The organism is Acidovorax sp. LjRoot74 (assembly GCF_964254355.1).
GTDB lineage: Bacteria > Pseudomonadota > Gammaproteobacteria > Burkholderiales > Burkholderiaceae_C > Acidovorax.
The window spans coordinates 2,539,542-2,558,146 of the sequence record NZ_CAXUTI020000001.1 but is presented as its reverse complement, the minus strand read 5'-3'; the positions used below and the strand labels follow the sequence as shown (position 1 = coordinate 2,558,146).

General features: G+C 64.3%; 15 protein-coding genes. 2 read left to right on the top strand and 13 right to left on the bottom strand.

Annotated features, from left to right (window positions below):
* Positions 1-150 precede the first annotated feature (150 nt).
* From ACSQ3O_RS11960 to ACSQ3O_RS11915, 10 genes are all read right to left on the bottom strand, one after another.
* A complete protein-coding gene (locus ACSQ3O_RS11960; protein WP_298456838.1) occupies positions 151-1,284 on the bottom strand; it encodes an ABC transporter permease in 1,134 nt (377 codons plus the stop codon).
* 1 nt (position 1,285) lies between these two features.
* On the bottom strand, positions 1,286-4,027 hold the full coding sequence (gene rbbA / locus ACSQ3O_RS11955; protein WP_436139007.1) for a ribosome-associated ATPase/putative transporter RbbA: 2,742 nt from the start codon (positions 4,025-4,027) through the stop codon (positions 1,286-1,288).
* Positions 4,024-5,118, bottom strand: a complete 1,095-nt coding sequence (locus ACSQ3O_RS11950) for an HlyD family secretion protein (protein WP_436139006.1) — start codon at positions 5,116-5,118, stop codon at positions 4,024-4,026. Before ACSQ3O_RS11950 ends, rbbA begins: the two co-directional genes overlap by 4 nt.
* Positions 5,119-5,407: 289 nt before the next feature.
* Positions 5,408-6,037 carry a DUF1569 domain-containing protein gene (locus ACSQ3O_RS11945; RefSeq protein WP_436139005.1) on the bottom strand — a complete coding sequence of 210 codons (630 nt, stop codon included), beginning with the start codon at positions 6,035-6,037 and terminating at the stop codon, positions 5,408-5,410.
* 169 nt (positions 6,038-6,206) lie between these two features.
* Positions 6,207-7,415 carry a GGDEF domain-containing protein gene (locus ACSQ3O_RS11940; RefSeq protein ID WP_436139004.1) on the bottom strand — a complete coding sequence of 403 codons (1,209 nt, stop codon included), beginning with the start codon at positions 7,413-7,415 and terminating at the stop codon, positions 6,207-6,209.
* A 181-nt stretch (positions 7,416-7,596) separates the two neighbouring features.
* Positions 7,597-8,883: a hypothetical protein gene (locus tag ACSQ3O_RS11935; protein ID WP_436139003.1), complete on the bottom strand. Its 1,287-nt coding sequence runs from the start codon at positions 8,881-8,883 to the stop codon at positions 7,597-7,599.
* Positions 8,884-9,048: 165 nt separating this feature from the next.
* Positions 9,049-9,813, bottom strand: coding sequence for a hypothetical protein (locus tag ACSQ3O_RS11930; RefSeq protein ID WP_137747893.1), 765 nt, complete (start codon positions 9,811-9,813; stop codon positions 9,049-9,051).
* A gap of 6 nt (positions 9,814-9,819) precedes the next feature.
* Positions 9,820-10,395: a hypothetical protein gene (locus ACSQ3O_RS11925; RefSeq protein ID WP_436139002.1), complete on the bottom strand. Its 576-nt coding sequence runs from the start codon at positions 10,393-10,395 to the stop codon at positions 9,820-9,822.
* The gene (locus ACSQ3O_RS11920) at positions 10,392-10,706 is read right to left on the bottom strand and encodes a DnaJ domain-containing protein (protein WP_298456865.1); all 315 of its coding nucleotides are present in this window, start codon (positions 10,704-10,706) and stop codon (positions 10,392-10,394) included. The genes ACSQ3O_RS11925 and ACSQ3O_RS11920 overlap by 4 nt, the downstream gene beginning before the upstream one ends.
* A gap of 64 nt (positions 10,707-10,770) precedes the next feature.
* The gene (locus ACSQ3O_RS11915) at positions 10,771-11,484 is read right to left on the bottom strand and encodes a YebC/PmpR family DNA-binding transcriptional regulator (protein ID WP_137747896.1); all 714 of its coding nucleotides are present in this window, start codon (positions 11,482-11,484) and stop codon (positions 10,771-10,773) included.
* Positions 11,485-11,705: 221 nt separating this feature from the next.
* Between ACSQ3O_RS11915 and ACSQ3O_RS11910 the strand changes: the two genes are divergently transcribed.
* Positions 11,706-12,935, top strand: coding sequence for a nucleoside recognition domain-containing protein (locus tag ACSQ3O_RS11910; RefSeq protein ID WP_436139001.1), 1,230 nt, complete (start codon positions 11,706-11,708; stop codon positions 12,933-12,935).
* Positions 12,936-13,015: 80 nt separating this feature from the next.
* Here ACSQ3O_RS11910 and ACSQ3O_RS11905 read toward each other — a convergent pair whose 3' ends face one another.
* The 3 genes from ACSQ3O_RS11905 to ACSQ3O_RS11895 form a co-directional block, all read right to left on the bottom strand.
* The gene (locus ACSQ3O_RS11905) at positions 13,016-13,906 is read right to left on the bottom strand and encodes a ZIP family metal transporter (RefSeq protein ID WP_436141115.1); all 891 of its coding nucleotides are present in this window, start codon (positions 13,904-13,906) and stop codon (positions 13,016-13,018) included.
* Between the two features lie 128 nt (positions 13,907-14,034).
* On the bottom strand, positions 14,035-14,658 hold the full coding sequence (locus ACSQ3O_RS11900) for a superoxide dismutase (RefSeq protein WP_436139000.1): 624 nt from the start codon (positions 14,656-14,658) through the stop codon (positions 14,035-14,037).
* A 112-nt stretch (positions 14,659-14,770) separates the two neighbouring features.
* Entirely contained in the window at positions 14,771-15,262 is a 492-nt protein-coding gene (locus ACSQ3O_RS11895; RefSeq protein ID WP_436138999.1) for a hypothetical protein, read from the bottom strand.
* A gap of 495 nt (positions 15,263-15,757) precedes the next feature.
* Between ACSQ3O_RS11895 and ACSQ3O_RS11890 the strand changes: the two genes are divergently transcribed.
* The gene (locus ACSQ3O_RS11890) at positions 15,758-18,406 is read left to right on the top strand and encodes an SIR2 family protein (RefSeq protein WP_436138998.1); all 2,649 of its coding nucleotides are present in this window, start codon (positions 15,758-15,760) and stop codon (positions 18,404-18,406) included.
* Positions 18,407-18,605 lie beyond the last annotated feature (199 nt).

The following is an 18,605-nucleotide window of genomic DNA, read 5'->3' as shown; positions in this document are numbered from 1 at the left end:
GCGGCTGCCGCACCCACAGCGGTGGTGCACGCGCCCGCCCGCAGGTCGGGTGAGCCCGAAGGGCGCAAACCAACCTGCGGTTTGACGAAAAATTGGCCTCTACCGCGCGTCTGTCATGCACTGACAGCTACGCAAATGAGAGCATAGTCATCAAGCCATGCGCGCAATGGTCTTGCGAAACCGCGCCAGCGCCAGGCTGAACAGCACGGCCCCAATCCCCAGCAGCCACACCAGCGACGGCCACACCACCGCCCAGCCCGCCCCCCGGTAGAGGATGGCCTGGGCCAGCTCGGTGAAGTGCGTGGTGGGCGCCAGCGCCATGCCGTACTGCACCCACAGCGGCATGCTCTCGCGTGGGGTAACTCCGCCCGACAGCATCTGCAGCGGCATCATGATGAGCACCATCAGCAAGCCAAACTGCGGCATGCTGCGCGCCACCGTGGCCATGAAGATGCCCATGGACGTGGTGGCAAACAGGTGCAGCGTGGCGCCCAGCAAGAACAGTGGCACCGAGCCCTCGATGGGCACCCCAATCGCCCAGCGGATCACCGCCGTGAGCGACACCCAGGTAGCGACCAGCACCACCAGCGCCATGGCCCAGACCTTGGCCAGCATGATTTCGCCGGGGGTGACGGGCATGACCAGCAGGTGCTCCACCGTGCCATGCTCGCGCTCGCGGATCAGCGCGGCACCGGTGAGGATGATGGAGAGCATGGTCACGATGTTGATCAGTTCCATGAGCGAGCCGAACCACGCCGGGGTCAGCGCCGGGTTGAAGCGCGCACGCACCGCCAGCTCCACCGGCTGGGTGGGCACGCTGCGGTGGCCCTGCACGAACTCGGCGGCCTCCAGCTGCACGATCTGCGCCACCGCGCCGTTGGCGGCAAACGCCTGGCCGTTGCGCGTGGCGTCCACATTGAGCTGCACCGAGGGTGCCCTGCCCGCCAGCACGTCGCGCTGGAAATGGGCGGGAAGGTGCAGCACCAGCGTGAAGCGCCCCGCGTCCAGGCCCGGGTCCACCTCGTGCATGCCGACCATGGCCGGTCGGGTGAACTGGGGCGGGTAGAAGGCGCTGGCGATGCGTTGCGACAGGGCCGAGCCGTCCTCGTCCACGATGGCGATGGGCACGTGGTACAGCGTCTCAGGCTGCGCCTTGCCAGCGGAATACACCGCCAGCGTGGTGGTGTAGACGATGAGGAACAGCATGGCCGGGTCGCGCCACAGGCTCCACAGCTCCTTGATGCCGAGGCGGAAAATGTTCGACCAGCGTCCACGCAGTGCCATGTCAGGTCTCCTGCTTGCGCAAAAGCAAGATCGCCGCGCCGACGATGACCGGCACCGCCACCAGCATGGGCCAGAACTCGGCCTGCAAGTCCTGCAGCGTGAGGGCCTTGTTGAACACGCCCCGGCTGATGGTGAACATGTGGCTGGCCGGGTAAACCTCGCCCACCCAGCGCGCAAAGCCCGTCATGGCGGAGACGGGGTTGATGAGGCCCGCAAACTGCACCGCCGGGATCAGCGTGCCCACCATGGCAAAAAACATGGCTGCAATCTGGCTGCGCGTGACCGTGGACGCCAGCAGGCCCATGCCCGTGGAGCAGAAGCTGAAGATGAGCGCCGCCAGCGCCAGCGTGCCAAAACTGCCCGTCATGGGCACGCCAAACACCGTGACAGCCGCCAGGCACATGAGCCCGAAGTTGAACAGCGCCAGCAGCACATAGGGCAACTGCTTGCCCAGCATGAACTCGGTGCGCGTGGTGGGCGTGACGTACAGGTTGATGATGGAGCCCAGCTCCTTCTCGCGCACCACGGCCAAGGCGGTGAGCATGGCGGGCAGCATGAGCAGCAGCAGCGGGATCACGGCGGGCACCATGGCGGGCAGGCTGCGCACATCGGGGTTGTAGCGGTAGCGGGTTTCCACCTCGACCAGGCTTCGCGGGGTCATGCCCGTGCGGCTCTGGATGGCCTGGGCCAGCCAGTCCTGGTGCATGCCCAGCGCATAGCCCATGGCCGTCTCGGCGCGCTGGGGCATGGCGCCGTCCACCCAGGCACCGATCTGCACAGGCTGGCCGCGCTCCAGGTCGCGCGCAAAACCGGGCGGGATTTCGAGCGCGAGCGAGATTTCGCCCGAGCGCATGCGCTGGTCCAGCTCTGCGTGGCTGGTGATGGGCGGGCGCTCCACAAAATAGCGCGAGCCCGCCAAGTTCAGGGTGTAGGCACGGCTGGCGGCCGACTGGTCGCGGTCCAGCACCGCAAAGCGCAGCTTCTCCACATCCATGCTGATGCCATAGCCCATCACAAACATCAGGATCAGCGAGCCCAGCAGCGCCAGCGCGCCGCGCACCGGGTCGCGCCGCAGCTCCAGCGCCTCGCGCCACTGCGTGCTGTGGATGCGCCCAAGGCTCTGGCGCAGGCGCTGCGCCCAGGTCGGGCGTGCCGGGGCGGCGTCCACCGGGGCCGACGGAGCCGGTTCGACATTCGGCGGGCCAGCCGCGCCACCGCCCGCGTCCACCAGGTAGCCGATGAACGCTTCTTCGAGCGTGGCGGCACCGCGCCGGGCCACGATGTCGGTCGGGGCCGCACTGGCCAGCACACGGCCCGCGTGCATGAGCGAGATGCGGTCGCAGCGCTCGGCCTCGTTCATGAAGTGGGTGGAGATGAAGATGGTGACCTTGTCGCGTCGTGCCAGCTCCACCATCAACCGCCAAAAGTTGTCGCGCGCTATCGGGTCCACGCCCGAGGTGGGCTCGTCCAGGATCAGCAGCTCGGGCTGGTGCACCATGGCCACGGCCAATGACAGGCGCTGGCGCATGCCCAGCGGCAGCTGCATGGGCAGCGTGCTGCGGGCGGCCTGCAGGTCAAACCGCTCCAGCATGGTCTGCACGCGCCGGGGCACCTCGGCCTCTGGCACATGGAACAGCCGGGCGTGCAGCACCAGGTTTTGCTCTACCGACAATTCGCTGTACAGCGAAAACGCCTGCGACATGTAGCCCACGCGGCGGCGCGTGGCCATGTCCTTGGGGTCCACGGGCTGGCCAAACAGCCAGGCCTTGCCGTCGGTGGCGGGCAGCAGGCCGGTGAGCATTTTCATGGTGGTGGACTTGCCGCACCCATTGCTGCCCAAAAAGCCAAAAATCTCGCCGCGCTGGATGCGAAAGCTCACATGGTCCACCGCCACAAAGTCGCCAAACTGCATGGTCAGGCCCTGGGCCTCGATGGCGATCTCTGCTGCAGCGTCGGCTTGCAAAGGCGTGATGACCACCGGCTGGTGCCCGCGCCGCTTGGCCTCGGGCAGCAGGGCCACAAAGGCGGCCTCCAGGCTGGCGTGGCCGGTGCGCTGCATCAGCTCGGCAGGCGTGCCCGTGGCCAGAATGCGGCCTTCGTCCATGGCCACAAGCCAGTCAAAGCGCTGGGCTTCTTCCATGTAAGCCGTGGCCACCAGCACGCTCATGCCGGGGCGGCTGGCGCGGATGCGGGCGATCAAATCCCAGAACTGGGCACGGGCCAGCGGGTCCACGCCGGTGGTGGGCTCGTCCAGGATGAGCAAGTCGGGGTCGTGGATAAGCGCGCAGCACAGGGCCAGCTTTTGCTTCATGCCGCCCGAGAGCTTGCCTGCAGGCCGCGCCAGAAACGGGTGCAGCCCGGTGCTGCGGGTCAGGTCGTCAATGCGGCGGCGGCGCTCGGCCGTGTCGTGGCCAAACAGGCGGCCAAAGAACTGCAGGTTTTCTTCCACCGACAGCGTGGGGTACAGGTTCTTGCCCAGGCCCTGCGGCATGTAGGCAATGCGCGGGCACACGGCGTTGCGATGGCGGCTGTCGGCCATGTCGCCGCCCAGCACCATCACCTGCCCCTGCTGCACCGCCCTGGCCCCGGCCACCAGCGCCAGCAGGCTGGATTTGCCCACCCCGTCCGGCCCGATCAAACCCACCATGCAGGCGGCGGGCAGCTGCAGGTCGATGCCCTCCAGCGCCACGGTGCGGCGGTAGCGCTGGCCCACGCCTGTGAGGGTGACAACAGGTGCGGTCACTGTGCGGCCTGGGGGGCTGCTGGTTGCATGCTTTCTTTGACCGCCAGTTGCGGCGGCCAAGGGGCGTTCGGGTCCATGCGCAGCCAGGCCACACCGGGCAGGCCGGTCTTGACCTGTTCGCGGTGGCGCACCAGCAGATCCCTGGGAATGTGCGCCCGCACGCGGAACATGAGCTTTTGCCGCTCGCTGGCGGTCTCCACCGTCTTGGGGGTGAACTGCGCGGTGCTGGCCACAAACGACGCGCTGGCGGGGATCACAAAGCCGGGGGCGGCGTCGAGCACGATGCGCACCTCGCTGCCCAGCGCCACGCGGCCCGCCACGGTCTCGGGTAAGAAGAAGGTCATGTACACGTCGGTCAGGTCGGCCAGCTGCAGCACGCGTGCACCCGCGCCCACCACTTCGCCCGGCTGCACCACACGAAACTGCACGCGCCCGTCGCGCGGAGCCTTGAGTTCGCTGTCGGCCAGCTCCACGTCGATGCGCGCCAGCGTGGCCTGCAGCGCGCGCACATTGGCCTCGGCGCTGGTCACCTGCGTGCGCGCGGCGCCAATGCTCGCTTGCGCGGCCTTGGCCTGGGAGCGTGCGGCCGTCAATGCCGCCTGCAGGCTGTGCACCTTGGCGCGGTCGTCGTCCAGCAGCTGGCTGGAGAAGAAGCCTTCGCGCGCCAGCTTTTCGGAGCGCGGCAGGCGCCGCTGGGCGGTGTCCAGGTCACTCTCGCGTTGGGCCACCACGGCCAGAGCGGCCTGGTGGTCGCTTTCGCGCTGGGCCACCTGCACACGGGCGCTGTCGATGGCCAGTTGCGCCTGCTGCAGCCGCGCCACGGCTTCGTCGCGCTGGGCCTGCAGGCTGTCGATCTGCATGCGGGCCACGGGCTGGCCCGCCGAGACGAAGGCGCCCTCGTCCACCAGCATCTCCTGCACCCGCCCCGCGAGCTTGGTGGCCACGGCCACCTCGGTGGCCTCGATGCGACCATTGCCGCTGAAAAAACCGGGGCCGGGGCCCTGGGGCTGCCAAGGCGCCCAGCGCAGCAGCACAGCGCCCCCCGCCAGCACAACGGCCAGGGCCGCAACTATCGTCCATCGCTTGGTCATGGGTCATCCTTGCGGGGTGCTGGTGCAAACCCGCGCTGCGCGCGGGGCCAGACCCGTTAAAGGATGGTAGCCCTACCTCCCGGGCTGCCCCAAGCCCTGCCACGCGGTCTCTTGACCTGCATCAATCCCTGCACAGAGGCCCCCACAGGCCGCCTCCAGGGCCTCGGGCGCCCACCGGTCTGCAGGCACCTGGGTTGCAGGGCCTGCCATGGGTCATCACCGGAGAAGTACAGGCAAAAATCGACCTTTCCGCCTGCCTGATATGCCTTGATAGCTATCAAAAATATAGCTACGCCACCACATCAAATGCCGACAGGTGGTTGGCCAGGTGCATGGCATGGGCCTGTTCGTACTGCGCCTTGTTGAGGGCGCCGTAGGCAAAGTGGGGCTGCAAGGGGCCGGTGTGGGCGGCAAAGTCCTGGGCCGCCTGGCGCAGCCGGGCCAGGGCGGCCTGGGCCTCGGCTGCTGCGTCCAGCGCAGGGGCGCCGGGGATGGGTTCGGCCAGGTTGTGGCTCATGCGCCCGCGCTGGGTAAACAGCGTGAAGGCTGCGGCGCCCAGCGTGTTCTGGAACAGGGCCGACTTGGGCGCCGGAAAACCCTGCAGCGAAAACTCGATGCTCTGTGCGCAGTGCACCAGGGTTTCCGACCAGTTCCAGGCCGTGGCGGGGGGCAGCGGCTGCACCGCAGCGCTGGCCAGGCGCTCCACCTCCCGCATGGCGTCGGCCACGGTGGCATAGACCAGTTGCCGGTCGTTACCCGGCTTGTGCAGCAACCAGCCAGCCCCGGCAGCGGCCGCTGCCGCCACCCCCACGGTGGCCAGGCCCGCGCCGGTCTTGAGAAATGCCCTGCGGGGCGCGGCGGGCGGACGGGCGCCCGTGCTGTGGGGGCCCGTGGGGTGGCTGGGGGGTGTGGCTGCCATGGGGTTTGCGCTGGGGTGAAGGGGGTGGAACGGGCGGATCGCACGAAAACACCCGCAATTTTGCGGCAGGCCCTGGCTGCGCAGGGGCCCCCGAAGGTCGGACAGCCGACACTGGCGCCGCTTTGTGGCGGGGCCGCTGAGGTTTGTCGTGGAGGCGCCGAGACGCCGTTCAGGTGGCTGCCGCCGGGGCCGCCGCAGCGCGGGCGGCAAGCCCTGGCGGTGCCGCCATCTCCACCCGGTTGCGGCCGCGCTGCTTGGCCAGGTACATGGCTTCATCGGCCCGCTGCAGCACCGCACCTGCCGAATCGCCCTGGCCACACAGGGCGATGCCAATGCTCACGGTGAGCGCAATGGACTGCGGCCCCGCCGCTGCGGGCTGGGACTCCACCAGCACCCGCAGGCGCTCGGCCACGGCATGCGCGCCTTCGGCCCCCGCGTTAGGCAGAAAGATGGCGAACTCTTCGCCCCCCAGCCGGCCCATCACGTCCTCCTTGCGCAGGCAGCGGATGGCCAGAGCCACAAAGTGGCGCAGCACATCGTCACCCGCACGGTGGCCCCAGGTGTCGTTGATGGTCTTGAAGTGGTCCAGGTCCAGCACCAGCACGGGCACTGGCGTCTGAGTGCGCTGGGCGCTGCTCACGGCCTTGTCCAGCAGCGTCAGAAATGCGCGGCGGTTGAAGACGCTGGTGAGCGGGTCCACCTCGGCCAGGTGGCGCAGCTCGTTGGTGATGAACTCGTTCGTAAGGATCAGCGCTCCAAAGCCCAGCAGGACGGTAGCGACGATAGCCTCCAGAAGAATGAACTGAGGCACAGACGCCATCAGCCCACCACCCAGCCCCCCGTCGTCGGACGCAGTCCCCCCCAACGTGAACAATGCGGGCCTCAGTAGAACGAACAGCCCGTGCAGGCACAGCACACCAGCCAACAAATAACGCGCTGGCACGCGGTGAATGCCCCCCGCAGTCAGGGTGCGCGCTGTCAGCAGGTAGCAGACACCCGATCCCAGTCCCATCAGAACAAAGCGCATGCCCACGTGCGGATACACCTCCGTGAACACCACCGACAACGCAAGCAGTGCCCCCAAAGCAGCAACCGCATACAGGTGCGAAAACGGCCGCCGCCCCATGTACATGCGGCCAGCCAGCAGGCACAGATAGGCCCCCAGCGCTACAAACCCCTGCGAGATGACAACCCCCAGCACCTCGGGCAGCCAGCTGCGCAGCAGCAGGCTCACGGTAAAAACCGAGCTGCACAGGAAAGACAACACCCACAGGCGCAGGCCCGGAATGTTCTTGTTGAAATGCCACACGGCGTAGAGCACGGCGGTGACGAGTGCGGTCAAGAGCGCCGCAAGGACGGTGAGTGTGGGGGTGTGCACGGGGTGAAAAGCGGGCAGGCGCCCTGCATGTTAACCGCGTCGCCGCCGCGCACTGCCCCGGGTTGCGGGCGCGGGCAGGGTTCCTTGACCTGGGTTAAGGACGTATTCACGTCCTACGGGCCCCGGAGCATGCACATGTAGCGCGGCAGCTCCACGGCCCCGCACCAATCGACCGGGCAGGCTACCCGGCCACATTGCACTCCCGGCGCAGCAGCGCCAGGGCGTCATGCATCTGGTAGTCCATGTCGCTGAGCAAGGTTTTCTCGGCGTCCTGCACAAAACTGGCCCACAGCGTCAGGTAGTCCTGCTGGTGCACCCCGGACGCATGGGCGCGGATGAAGTCGGCCGCCAGCGCGGGCTGCAGGCCGGATTTGCGCGCCTTGCGCACCAGGCTGGCGGCGGCTTTTTCGGTCAGCAAGGTCTTCTTGGGCACACCGGCGGCCAGGCACAGGAACAGCGTGAGCAGCGAATGTTCGTCGTCGTTGCCGTCGGTGGTCTTGAGCCAGGTCTTGCTGGCGGGTTGCGGCGGTTCGGCGTCTTCTTCCAGCGCGTCGAGGCTGTGGTGGAAGGCTTCGACCTCGGCCAGCGGGTCGTCCAGCAAAAAGTAGCGGGCGCGAAACGTGCCCATGGGCCGCAGCAGTGTGCGCAGCGGCGTGGTGGATTGCAGCAGCTTGGGCAGGTCGGCCAGCACGGCGCTGCAGTGCGCCGCCACAGCATCGTGCAGCTCTGCGGGCAGGCCGGGAGGCAGGCGCAGTGCCGTGAGCACGGGCAACTTTTTCTTGCGCAGGCCCGTCACCAGTTTTTCAAATGCAGGTGCGCTGGGCCATTCGCCCGCCGCCATGGCCTGCGGGGCCAGGGCCTGCATCAGCAGGCCAGTGCGGACCACGGCCTCGGCGTCGGCACCGGCGGATTCCAGCTCGTCGGTGTCCAGGTCATATTGCGCGGCCAGCCACTCGGCAGCCGCAATCGACTGGGCAATCTGACTGCGCCGTGCCAGCTCGGCGCGGTAGTCGGCATGGCTGCGCAGCGACCAGGCGGCCAGCAGCGGGGTTTCGGCATCGGCATACCCGGCCATGCCGAAGTTGCTGCTCTCGGGCATGGCGATCAGCCGCTTGAGCATGTCCGAGCCGCCCTTGGAGCGCGACAGAAAGGAGTTGTCGCGCAGCGAGACCGCCGCCTCGGCCAGGTCGCCGCCTGTGGTCTCCAGCAGGTACAGGCTGATCAGGTTGACCATGCGGTCCCGCGCTTTTTCCAGCTCGGGCCGCAGAAACTCGCTGCCAAAGTAGCGCGCAATCTGCACCATCCCCTTGGGCGCATCGGTGTGGATGGCCGCGAGCCGGTCTGCACCCAGGATGCCGTGCTGCACGCCGTAGACCAGCGCCTTTTCAAAGAAAGGGCGCGCGTCGTGGAGTTGCAGGGCGTTAGTGCCCGTTGGCGAATCAGAAGCAGTCGTAGGGGGCAAGGTCATGCAGGTACTCCATCGCGTTGCTCACGCTCTTTGCAACTGTCGCGGCCCAAGCCAGGACCGCCGAGCAAGGGCCGCCCCGCAGCAAGGGCGGTGTCCCCCTTCTCTCGAATCACGCAGTGATTCGAGAGAAGGGGGAAGGCGCGCAGCGCCACAGGGGGATGTTCTCTAGATCGCGGATTCTTCGTCAGAGGCGCGGGCCGCGGGCGTGGCCTTGCCCCGGTCGGTCTCGCTGGTTTCGAACTTGCCGTCGTCCTCTTCGGCGGGCGCGTCGTCGCCCTCCTCCAGGCCCAGGTCAAACGCACGCGCCTTGGCGCGCAGCACCAGCAGCATTTCGATGAACAGGTCGCGGCATTCGTAGCGCAGCAGCCAGGCCATCTGCATCCAGTCGCGGTCGGCCACTTCGTCCTGGTCCACACGCGGCTGCACATAGCCGGAGGCGAGCAGCTCGTCGTCCGTCAGCGTCACACCGTAGTCTTCCACCGCGTCGAACGTGCCGGTGCGGGCAAAGGCTTCGATGCGGCTCCACTTCTCGGCAAAGTAGTTGGCCAGGGCCTCGGCGCCGCCTTCCAGATCGCCAATCGCGGTGAGGAATTCCACCGGGTCGGCATCGTCGCGAAACACCACGGCGTTGACCATGTTGCGCAGGTGGGTGTGGGTGAGGTCCTTGTACTGCTTTTCCAGCACCATGGCTCGCGCAAACTGCTCGGGCGTGACCAGCATGTTGACCACGGACGCCTTGGAGTCGTCGTACTCGCGCATCACGGCCAGGATGTCCTTGGGCGCGAGCTGGTCCAGCACCACCATCAGCGCGCCGTCGCCGTCGGTGTCGGCCAGCTCGGCAAGGGCCGACTCGGCGCCCACGATGTCACCGGCCGCGATCAGGCTGGTGGTCTTGGTGATCAGGGCGAGATGTTGGTTACTGCTGCTCATGGTCGGTCACTCCTTGCGCTCAAAGCCTGCGTCGGCCAGCCAGTTGGCGCTGGACTCTTCGCGCGTACGGCTGTTGTGCGGGTCCACCGCGTCGTCGGCGCTCAAGGCGTTGTAGTCGTCGTCGTGTTCGGCGGCGTCTTCACCGTCGTCCTCGGCATCGGCGTCGCCATGCACTGCGGCGGCGGGGGCCATGCGGGCGTGTTGCTGCAGGTACTCCAGCCCGACAGCCACGGCCAGAAAACGCGCGCCCTGGGGCTCGCGCAGCACGGTCTGCGCCAGGCTTTGCGCCCAGGGCTCCAGCGCCACAGCGTGGGTCAGGCTGTGCCAGTCGGGCAAGGCATCCACGGGCTGGCCCAGCAGGTGCTCGACCGCAGCGGGCTTGGTGAAGCGAAAGCCCCGGTGAAACACCACGGCCACCATCTCGGGGGCCAGCTCCATCATCTGCACCAGAAAGGCGATTTCGTTGCGCTTTTCTGCCAGGCGCTTGCGAAGCACATCGTTGCCTTCGGAGTCGGACACCAGGTCGTCCAGCTCGGCCTGGTAGGCGGAGCGCAGGTCATGAAAGTAGGGAGAAAGTTTCACAGGGGAGAGGAAGGAGAAGACGTAGAGGAAGAAGAAAGAATGCGCGCGCTGTAGGCCTGCCAGATCTCTTGTGCGGTCTGCAGCGGGTCGTCCAGCAGGTTGCGGCGGCGGTTGTCGTCGTAGGCCTGGCGTGCTTCGTCATCCGACAGCACCTCGTAGGCCTTTTGCACCTGGGCAAAACGCTGGGCAGCGTCGGGCGCGTCGTTGCGGTCGGGGTGATAGAACGAGGCCTTCTGCCGAAAGGCCTTCTTGATGTCGGCCAGCGACGCATTGGCCGCCAGCCCGAGGGCGGCGTAGTGGTCTGCAGTCATGAAAAGGTAGGTTGCGTGAAAGCCGGTGGCGGTGGCGCAGGCCGTACGGGCCTGCGGCCGTGTATCAGCCGCCCAGGCTCACAAACACGTTCTGCACGTCGTCGTTGCCGTCGATGGCGGCCAGGAAGCTCTCCACCTCTTCGAGCTGCTCGGCCGTGAGGTTGGCGGGGTTGACCGGGTTCTTGGGCTTGTAGCCCAGCTTGACCGACAGCACGTTGAAACCGTGGGCGGGCAGCGCACGGCTCACCAGGTCCAGTTCAGCCGGGTCGGTCCAAAAAGTGGTCGTGCCCTCTTCATCGCCTGGCTCGCAGTCTTGCGCGCCCGCTTCAATGGCGGCCTCTTCAGGGTCAGCGCCTGCCACGGCAGGCTCGGCCTCGATCATGCCGACGTGGTCGAAATCCCATGCCACCGAGCCCGAGGTGCCCAACTGGCCCTTGCGAAACAGCACGCGCATCTCAGGCGCCGTGCGTTTGACGTTGTCGGTGAGGCATTCCACCATCACCGCCACCTGGTGCGGTGCATACCCTTCATAGATCACGCGCTCGTAGTTCACGGCATCAGCGCCGGTGCCCGAGCCCTTCTTGATGGCGCGCTCCAGTGTGTCCTTGGGCATCGATGCCTTGCGGGCCTGCTCGACCACCAGGCGCAGGCGCGAGTTGCTGGCCGGGTCGGCGCCGCCGCGTGCGGCCACGGTGATTTCCTTGACCAGCTTGCCAAACAGCTTGCCCTTGGCATCGGCTACCAGAGCCTTGCCTTTTGCTTTCCACTGCGCGCCCATGGGGGTTACCTTTGTGTGTGGGTTGGGGGGTGTTTGCCGGGGGCCATCCCGCGCGGCAAAAACCCTATAGTTTACCCGGCGCCCCAAAATCCCCCCAGGCACACAACCCTGGCGCTGTCGTGGCGACGCCAAACCGGCTGCCAACGGCCCCGCCCTGCCCTCAGCAGCGTGTAACCTCGGCCACACGCCCACCCTCACCCGCCCCTCAGCGCTCCCCTCCCATGCTCAACACCCTGTGGCTCGGCTTCTTCCTGACGGCGGCGGTCGCCGCGCTGGCCCAGTGGCTGGTGGGCGGCAATGCCGATATCTTTTCGGCCATGGTGCAGGCACTGTTCCAGATGGCCAAGCTCTCGGTCGAGGTGATGGTGCTGCTGTTTGGCACGCTCACGCTGTGGCTGGGCTTTTTGCGCATTGCCGAGAAGGCGGGCCTGGTGGACGCCCTGGCGCGTTGGCTGGCACCGCTGTTTGCCAAGCTCATGCCCGGGGTGCCACGCGGCCACCCGTCGCTGGGGCTGATCACGCTGAACTTTGCGGCCAATGCGCTGGGGCTGGACAACGCCGCCACGCCCATGGGCCTCAAGGCCATGAAGGCGCTGCAAGAGCTGAACCCCCAGCCCGACACCGCCACCAACGCGCAGATCCTGTTTCTGGTGCTCAACGCGTCCTCGCTCACGCTGCTGCCAGTGACCATCTTCATGTACCGCATGCAACAGGGCGCGCCCGACTCGACGCTGGTCTTTTTGCCCATCCTGCTGGCGACATCCGCGTCCACCCTGGTGGGGCTGCTGAGCGTGGCCGTGGTGCAGCGCCTGCCGCTGTGGAGCCCCGTGGTGCTGGCCTACCTGCTGCCCGTGGCGCTGGTGCTGGGCGGCTTCATGGCGCTGCTCACCACACTCAGCGCTGCGGCCCTGGCCTCGCTGTCGTCGCTGCTGGGCAACCTCACGCTGTTTGCGCTGGTCGTGCTGTTTGTGGCGCTGGGCGCGTGGCGCAAGGTGCCGGTGTACGAGGCCTTCATCGAAGGCGCGCGCGAAGGCTTTGATGTGGCCAAGGGCCTGCTGCCCTACCTGGTGGCCATGCTGTGCGCGGTGGGCGTGTTCCGCGCCTCGGGCGCGCTGGGCTATGTGCTCGACGGCATCCGCTGGTGCGTGACCACGCTGGGCGCGGACGCCCGGTTTGTGGACGCCCTGCCCACCGCCCTGGTCAAGCCGTTCTCGGGCAGCGCGGCGCGTGCCATGCTCATCGAAACCATGCAGACCCAGGGCGTGGACAGCTTTGCCGCCCTGGCCGCCGCCACCATCCAGGGCAGCACCGAAACCACGTTTTATGTGCTGGCCGTGTACTTTGGCGCGGTGGGCATACAGCGTGCGCGGCACGCCGTGGGCTGCGCCTTGCTGGCCGAGCTGGCGGGCGTGGTGGCCGCCATCGCGGTCTGCTACGCATTCTTCGGCTGAGTGCCTAAATAGGGGTCAAATTGGCCCCTATCGCTTATCCATAAAGCGCTACCAGCTATTAATTTAATAGCAATCTCAATCTACCCGAGCGCAGTATCCAGCAGCATCATGATGACGAACCCCAGCATCAACCCGCCCGTGGCCCAGGCCTCGTGGCCCTTGCGGTGCGACTCGGGGATGATCTCGTGGCTGATCACAAACAGCATGGCCCCGGCCGCAAACCCCAGGCCCCAGGGCAGCAGGCTGGCCGATGCGCTAACCACCGCCGCCCCCAGCACGGCGCCCAGGGGCTCGACCAGGCCTGAGGCCATGCCCAGCCCCACCGCCAGCGCGCGCCGGTAGCCAGCAGCCAGCAGCGCCATGGCCACCACCAGGCCCTCGGGCACATCCTGGATGGCGATGCCGGTGGCCAACGCGTTGGCGCGCAAGGGGTCGCCGCCCGCATGCGCCACGCCAATGGCCAGCCCTTCGGGCAGGTTGTGCAGCGCAATCGCAAACACAAACAGCCAGGTGCGCTGCAGCGTACGCGACGCCGGGGCGCCCTCCACGCCCTTGATGAAATGCTCGTGCGGCAGCAGGCGCTCCATCCACAGCAGCACCAGCGCGCCCAGCAAAATGGCCGCGCCCACCGTGCCCCCGGCCCCCCAGGCGCTGGCCCCACCCGCGCGTGCCGCGTGGATGCCCGGGATGATGAGCGAGAACGAACAGGCAGCCAGCATCACGCCCGCGCCAAAGCCAAACAGCGTGTCCTGCGTGCGCTCGGACAACCTTTGCGCCAGCAGCACCGGCACAGTGCCCAGCGCCGTGGCCAGCGCAGCCGCCAGGCCGCCCCACCAGGCTGCTTCCACAGCGGGCTGGCCCACAATCCACTGCCACGCCTGGGCCGCAGCGGCCACGATGCCCAGCAGCACAATGCCCAGGCCCAGCCACTGCCGCCCGCGCAAAGCCACGCCGCGCCCTGCAGGCGGCATGGTGGGCACGGTGGTGGGCGCAGCGGGTTCCAGAACGGTGTCGGGCGAAGTGGGCGGCATCTGCATGGCGTCGGCTCCGGGTGTGGGCAAAAGGTGGGTCCAGGGACAGGAATCGCTGGGCGAAGCCGTCACGCCCGGGCCAGCGCAAAGCGACGGGCCACCTCGGCCCAGTCAATCACGTTGTAGAAGGCCGCGATGTACTCGGGGCGGCGGTTCTGGTACTGCAGGTAATAGGCGTGCTCCCACACATCCAGCCCCAGGAGGGGCGTGTTGCCCGACATCGCCCCCGCCATCAGCGGGCTGTCCTGGTTGCCCGTGCTCTCCACCACCAGCTGGCCCGCCGCGCCCACACACAGCCAGGCCCAGCCGCTGCCAAACCGCGTGAGCGCCGCCTTGGTGAACGCGCCCTTGAACGCATCAAAGCCCCCCAGATCCGTGTCGATTGCCCGCGCCAGATCGCCCTGCGGCTGGCCGCCGCCCTGCGGCGACATCACGCTCCAGAACAGGCTGTGGTTTGCATGCCCGCCGCCGTTGTTGCGCACCGGGCCTTGCAGGTTCTCGGGCAACAGCGACAGACCCGCCACCAGTTCATCAACGGGCAGATCGGCATGCGCCGTGCCCGCCAGCGCGGCGTTCAGGTTGTTGATGTAAGTCTGGTGGTGCTTCGTGTGGTGGATCTCCATCGTGCGGGCATCGATGTGGGGCTCCAGCGCGTCATAGGCATAGGGCAAGGCGGGCAGCGTGTAGGGCATGGTGCTTTCAGGCAGAGGTAAGAACGAGGGAAGGAAGGACGAAAGGAACGAACGAACAAACAGGCGAATGCAATCGTTGCGACCGGCAGTTGCGGTGCCCGCAGCTGCTCAGTCAATGCTGCAGCCCCACGCCACGCTGGCTGGCCAGCGCTTGGGCAATGGCAGGGTGCGAGCCGTGGTGGGCCACATGGGCCAACAAGGCGGCCAGGGTTTCGCGGCTGTGCCGCACGGCCGCCTGGCGCAGCGCCGGGCTGTGGCGGCCATCGGCCAGCAACCCCGATACCAGTGCATGCGCCCGGCACCGTAGATGCGCAGCCGCATCCAGCTCGGCAGCCTGCGCCTGCAGGTCGGCAACGTTCAGGTGGGAGACCACCAGCGCGGCAACGCAATCGTCCTCACGCCCCGCCGGGGGAACCTGCTGCAGCACGCGCAACGACAGCGCCAGCGCCTGCTGCTGATACGCCAGGGCCATCGCCATCTGGCCCAAGCGCGCTGCGCCACGCGCGCGCTGCATGGTGCGCTCCCACAACGGCAAGGTGGCCGGTGCGGGCGGAAAACTGCTGACAGGGGTGGATTGGTTTGGCTGCGATGTGCCCAGGTCCATGGCAAAACTCCTTGGAGGAGCCTTTTGCGGTGGACGGGGTGTGCGTACTCAGGCGATCAAATGATATTAATTCTCATTCGTTTTGTCTAGCCCTAAGGCGCAGATTGTGATTTATGCTGTATTTTCGAGTGTTTTTGGGGTCTAGCGCTTATATATAAAGCGGTAGTAGCTATACTTTTAATAGTAAATTAGGACTGTGGATGCAAGACATGATGGCGCGCGGCTTATTGCGACGTTCTGGCGTGTTAAACCAAAGGCTTATCGTCGAGCGGTCCTGCGACCGCTTGCGGTCAGGTGCTGTCACTCGATCAACAGCAAGGACTATCGGCTCAAGGAGCAGAAGCGCCCGGCTATGCTCTTCGCCGTGAGGGCATTGAGGCCGTCCTCGTGAACCGCGTGGCCACCCTTTCCAAGACCAACAGATTCCCGTCTCCTTCGCTCTCGCGAAGACCGAAAACGCTGACGCTACAAGTGAATCATCCCCAGAGCTGAAATATGCAAAAACTGAAGCAGATACTTACTCAGGAAGATACTGTCCTATTCATTGGATCGGGGATATCGTTGTGGTCAGGGCTACCGTCGTGGTCAGGCCTGATTGAAGAACTCGCGAAGTTCGTGGAAACGGCGGGTGCGCAAGCAGACCTTATTCGAGCCGAGGCGGAGCGAGGTGACCTTTTACAAGCAGCTAGCTACGGATTCGATAAGTTAACCAAGCAACAGATCGGTGATTTCATTCGAGCTACGTGTCGATATGGCGTAGCTAAGCCCCATGAAATTCACCGCAAGATCGTCTCTCTGGGAACGCGTTGCTTTGTCACGACGAATTACGATAACCTTCTTGAGGAGGCTCTAAGGCAATGGCAGCCAGATCGGTTTTACCGCCCAGCGATTACAAATCGGCATCTCACTGAAACTGCCGAGATCGTTCATGCCCGCGCTATTGACTTTGTGTTTAAGCCTCACGGAGACGCGGCGGACAGCGACAGCATTATTCTGACTCGAGAGCAGTACCGGCAGTTGCTCCCCCAAGGAGAACGCCAGAACGCACTGGAATCTCTAAGAATGCTGCTAGCGAGTCGCCCAGTCGTTTATCTAGGGTTTGGGTTACGAGACCCGGATTTTATTTATATCCGTGACCTTCTTGCTAATACGTACAAGGGCGGAACTCGTGACCACTACGCAATTATGGCCGATGTAGCTGAAGCAGAGTGTGACTACTGGAGACGAAACTACGGCATCCACCTTACCAATTACCCTACAAACACACGCCCTGACGGCAAGAAAGATCATACCGGTCTGCTCGCGCTTCTTGATTCACTCCTCGAACCTGCGCCAGCTGTACTTAATCCAGCCCTTGTTGAAGTAAGCAATAAGGAATGCACTCCTGATATGGTTCTTTCATTGGCGCGACACGCAGCGCGCTTGGCACGCACAACGAAAATGAGTCCAGAGTTGCCCATTCGAGTGCATGTTGAATCCGCAAATCAGACGAGGTATGGTATGTACCGCCGACCTGATAAATTCGATCACTGCGCAGTTGAAAATTTCTTGGATGATGGACCCAAGCGAGCTGTTCTAGTTGGATTGCCAGGAGCAGGAAAGACATATGCGCTTCGGCAAGCTGCAGCCCGATTAGCCGAAGAACTTCATGAAGTGTGCCTCTCTGAACCGTTCGACAAGTCTTCCGCAGTCGTTCCCATCTTCGTTGACCTTAAACTTTATCGCGGAGACCTCGCGGATTTAGTTAACCAAACGCTGCCGCCGAGTTTGCAATTTTTTGAGATGGCGCAACGCTTTAGGGTAAAGTTATTCTTGGACTCATTCAACGAGATGCCCAGAGAGTATTGGGAGAGCGGCAGCTACGAAGGAGACTTCGCCAAATTCACGGAAAGCGTGGGGCTGTCCTCCATGATAATCAGCTCAAGAACGAATGATGGCCTAGGAAAATTGGGCTTCCCAGCCTACTGCCTCGACGAAATTGATGAAGCAATTGTTTCTGTCGAACTAAAAAATATAGGGATTAACACCGATGGTCGTTTTGACCGCGAGTTTAGACGACTGCTGCAGAAACCCTTCTATTTTCAGCTTGTCAAAAGCGGTGTCGTAAGCTTGCCAAAGGAGGCGCATCCCAAGGATTTCTACCAATCGTTTTTTTCAAATATTGAGGAAGCATCTGCGAAGAGATTTGGCAGATGCTTTGAAATTGAAGAAATTCTTTCTATCGTCGCATACGATGCGATTAATCGCGGAGAAGAAGCCTACCCTTTATCGGATCTTATCCGGGTACTAAAGACGAATTCAGAAGCGGCAGGATTAGTCGGTATTGATGCTCTAGATATTGCTAATTGGCTCATCTCAGTTTCGGTTCTGATTCCACACGCTGGCGCCAGGATTGCATTCGTTCATCAATCAGTTACTGAATACCTCGCAGCCAAAGAGCTTGCTCGCCGCTATCGAACAACTCCACAAATCCTCAGGGAAAAGTTGACATTAACGAGGTGGGATCAGGCATTGTTCCTCGCCCTCAGCCTCTTACCACCATCGCACGCTGAGGCGTTCTTCAATGACGTAGTCGATGCTGACCTCGCCCTTGCCATGAATGCCGCGAAATATCTTGAAGACGGGCGTGATGATGTCGTGTCAAAGCTTCTCTCCCTTATCCCCGAAAGAAATAAGCGCCTTGGGCCATTTGAAAGCCGGATTGAGTGGATTTTTGAGTCAAGCCTTCCGCTTTCAAAAGTCCATGAGCCGCAGTTGCGGTCACTGATGAAGCTTCGGAACACAATTGGCGGGGCGGCCGTTAAGCGGCTCATCGCCATGAAAGGTCCAGGAATTAAGAATGAACTTTTTCACGAGTTTGTTGAGGCTCGATCCGACTACAACTATTGCTGCAATGGTCTTGCAAAGGCCCTCAAACCATTTTCGGCGCCAGAGGACGTTACAAAGCTCCTCAAATTGGCCAACTCCATTTCGGAAGAGTGCACACCCGACTCTGACGAGCACGCCTTCCATGGTTTCACGAGCGGCGTCGCCGAATTTCTCGCAGATATTGACATTTCCATCATTAAGAATGAATTTCTGCCGAATGAGCTTTCCACGCCCGTGCCAGAGATTCATGCGCGTGTTTTATGCAATATTCTGTGAAAGCATCGTTCTACTGCGGCACTTGAGCTAGCGGGCGATCTGCTGCTCCGCGGCGTTGAAAAATCCGCCACTGCGATTTATTTTATCGCTGGCCATGGTGAAACTACACACGATCTATCATGGACTTCATTCACTTCCGAGCATCTAGATCGACTTATTTCTTTCGTAGAAAATCCCGATAATGACTCTTGGGCACTAA

Coding starts and splice junctions, on each gene's coding strand:
- ACSQ3O_RS11960 (WP_298456838.1), bottom strand. CDS start 1,284: ATGGCACTGCGTGGACGCTGGTCGAACATTTTCCGCCTCGGCATCAAG.
- ACSQ3O_RS11895 (WP_436138999.1), bottom strand. CDS start 15,262: ATGGACCTGGGCACATCGCAGCCAAACCAATCCACCCCTGTCAGCAGT.
- ACSQ3O_RS11930 (WP_137747893.1), bottom strand. CDS start 9,813: ATGAGCAGCAGTAACCAACATCTCGCCCTGATCACCAAGACCACCAGC.
- ACSQ3O_RS11920 (WP_298456865.1), bottom strand. CDS start 10,706: ATGACTGCAGACCACTACGCCGCCCTCGGGCTGGCGGCCAATGCGTCG.
- ACSQ3O_RS11905 (WP_436141115.1), bottom strand. CDS start 13,906: ATGCCGCCTGCAGGGCGCGGCGTGGCTTTGCGCGGGCGGCAGTGGCTG.
- ACSQ3O_RS11890 (WP_436138998.1), top strand. CDS start 15,758: ATGCAAAAACTGAAGCAGATACTTACTCAGGAAGATACTGTCCTATTC.
- ACSQ3O_RS11900 (WP_436139000.1), bottom strand. CDS start 14,658: ATGCCCTACACGCTGCCCGCCTTGCCCTATGCCTATGACGCGCTGGAG.
- ACSQ3O_RS11945 (WP_436139005.1), bottom strand. CDS start 6,037: ATGGCAGCCACACCCCCCAGCCACCCCACGGGCCCCCACAGCACGGGC.
- ACSQ3O_RS11910 (WP_436139001.1), top strand. CDS start 11,706: ATGCTCAACACCCTGTGGCTCGGCTTCTTCCTGACGGCGGCGGTCGCC.
- ACSQ3O_RS11935 (WP_436139003.1), bottom strand. CDS start 8,883: ATGACCTTGCCCCCTACGACTGCTTCTGATTCGCCAACGGGCACTAAC.
- ACSQ3O_RS11950 (WP_436139006.1), bottom strand. CDS start 5,118: ATGACCAAGCGATGGACGATAGTTGCGGCCCTGGCCGTTGTGCTGGCG.
- ACSQ3O_RS11915 (WP_137747896.1), bottom strand. CDS start 11,484: ATGGGCGCGCAGTGGAAAGCAAAAGGCAAGGCTCTGGTAGCCGATGCC.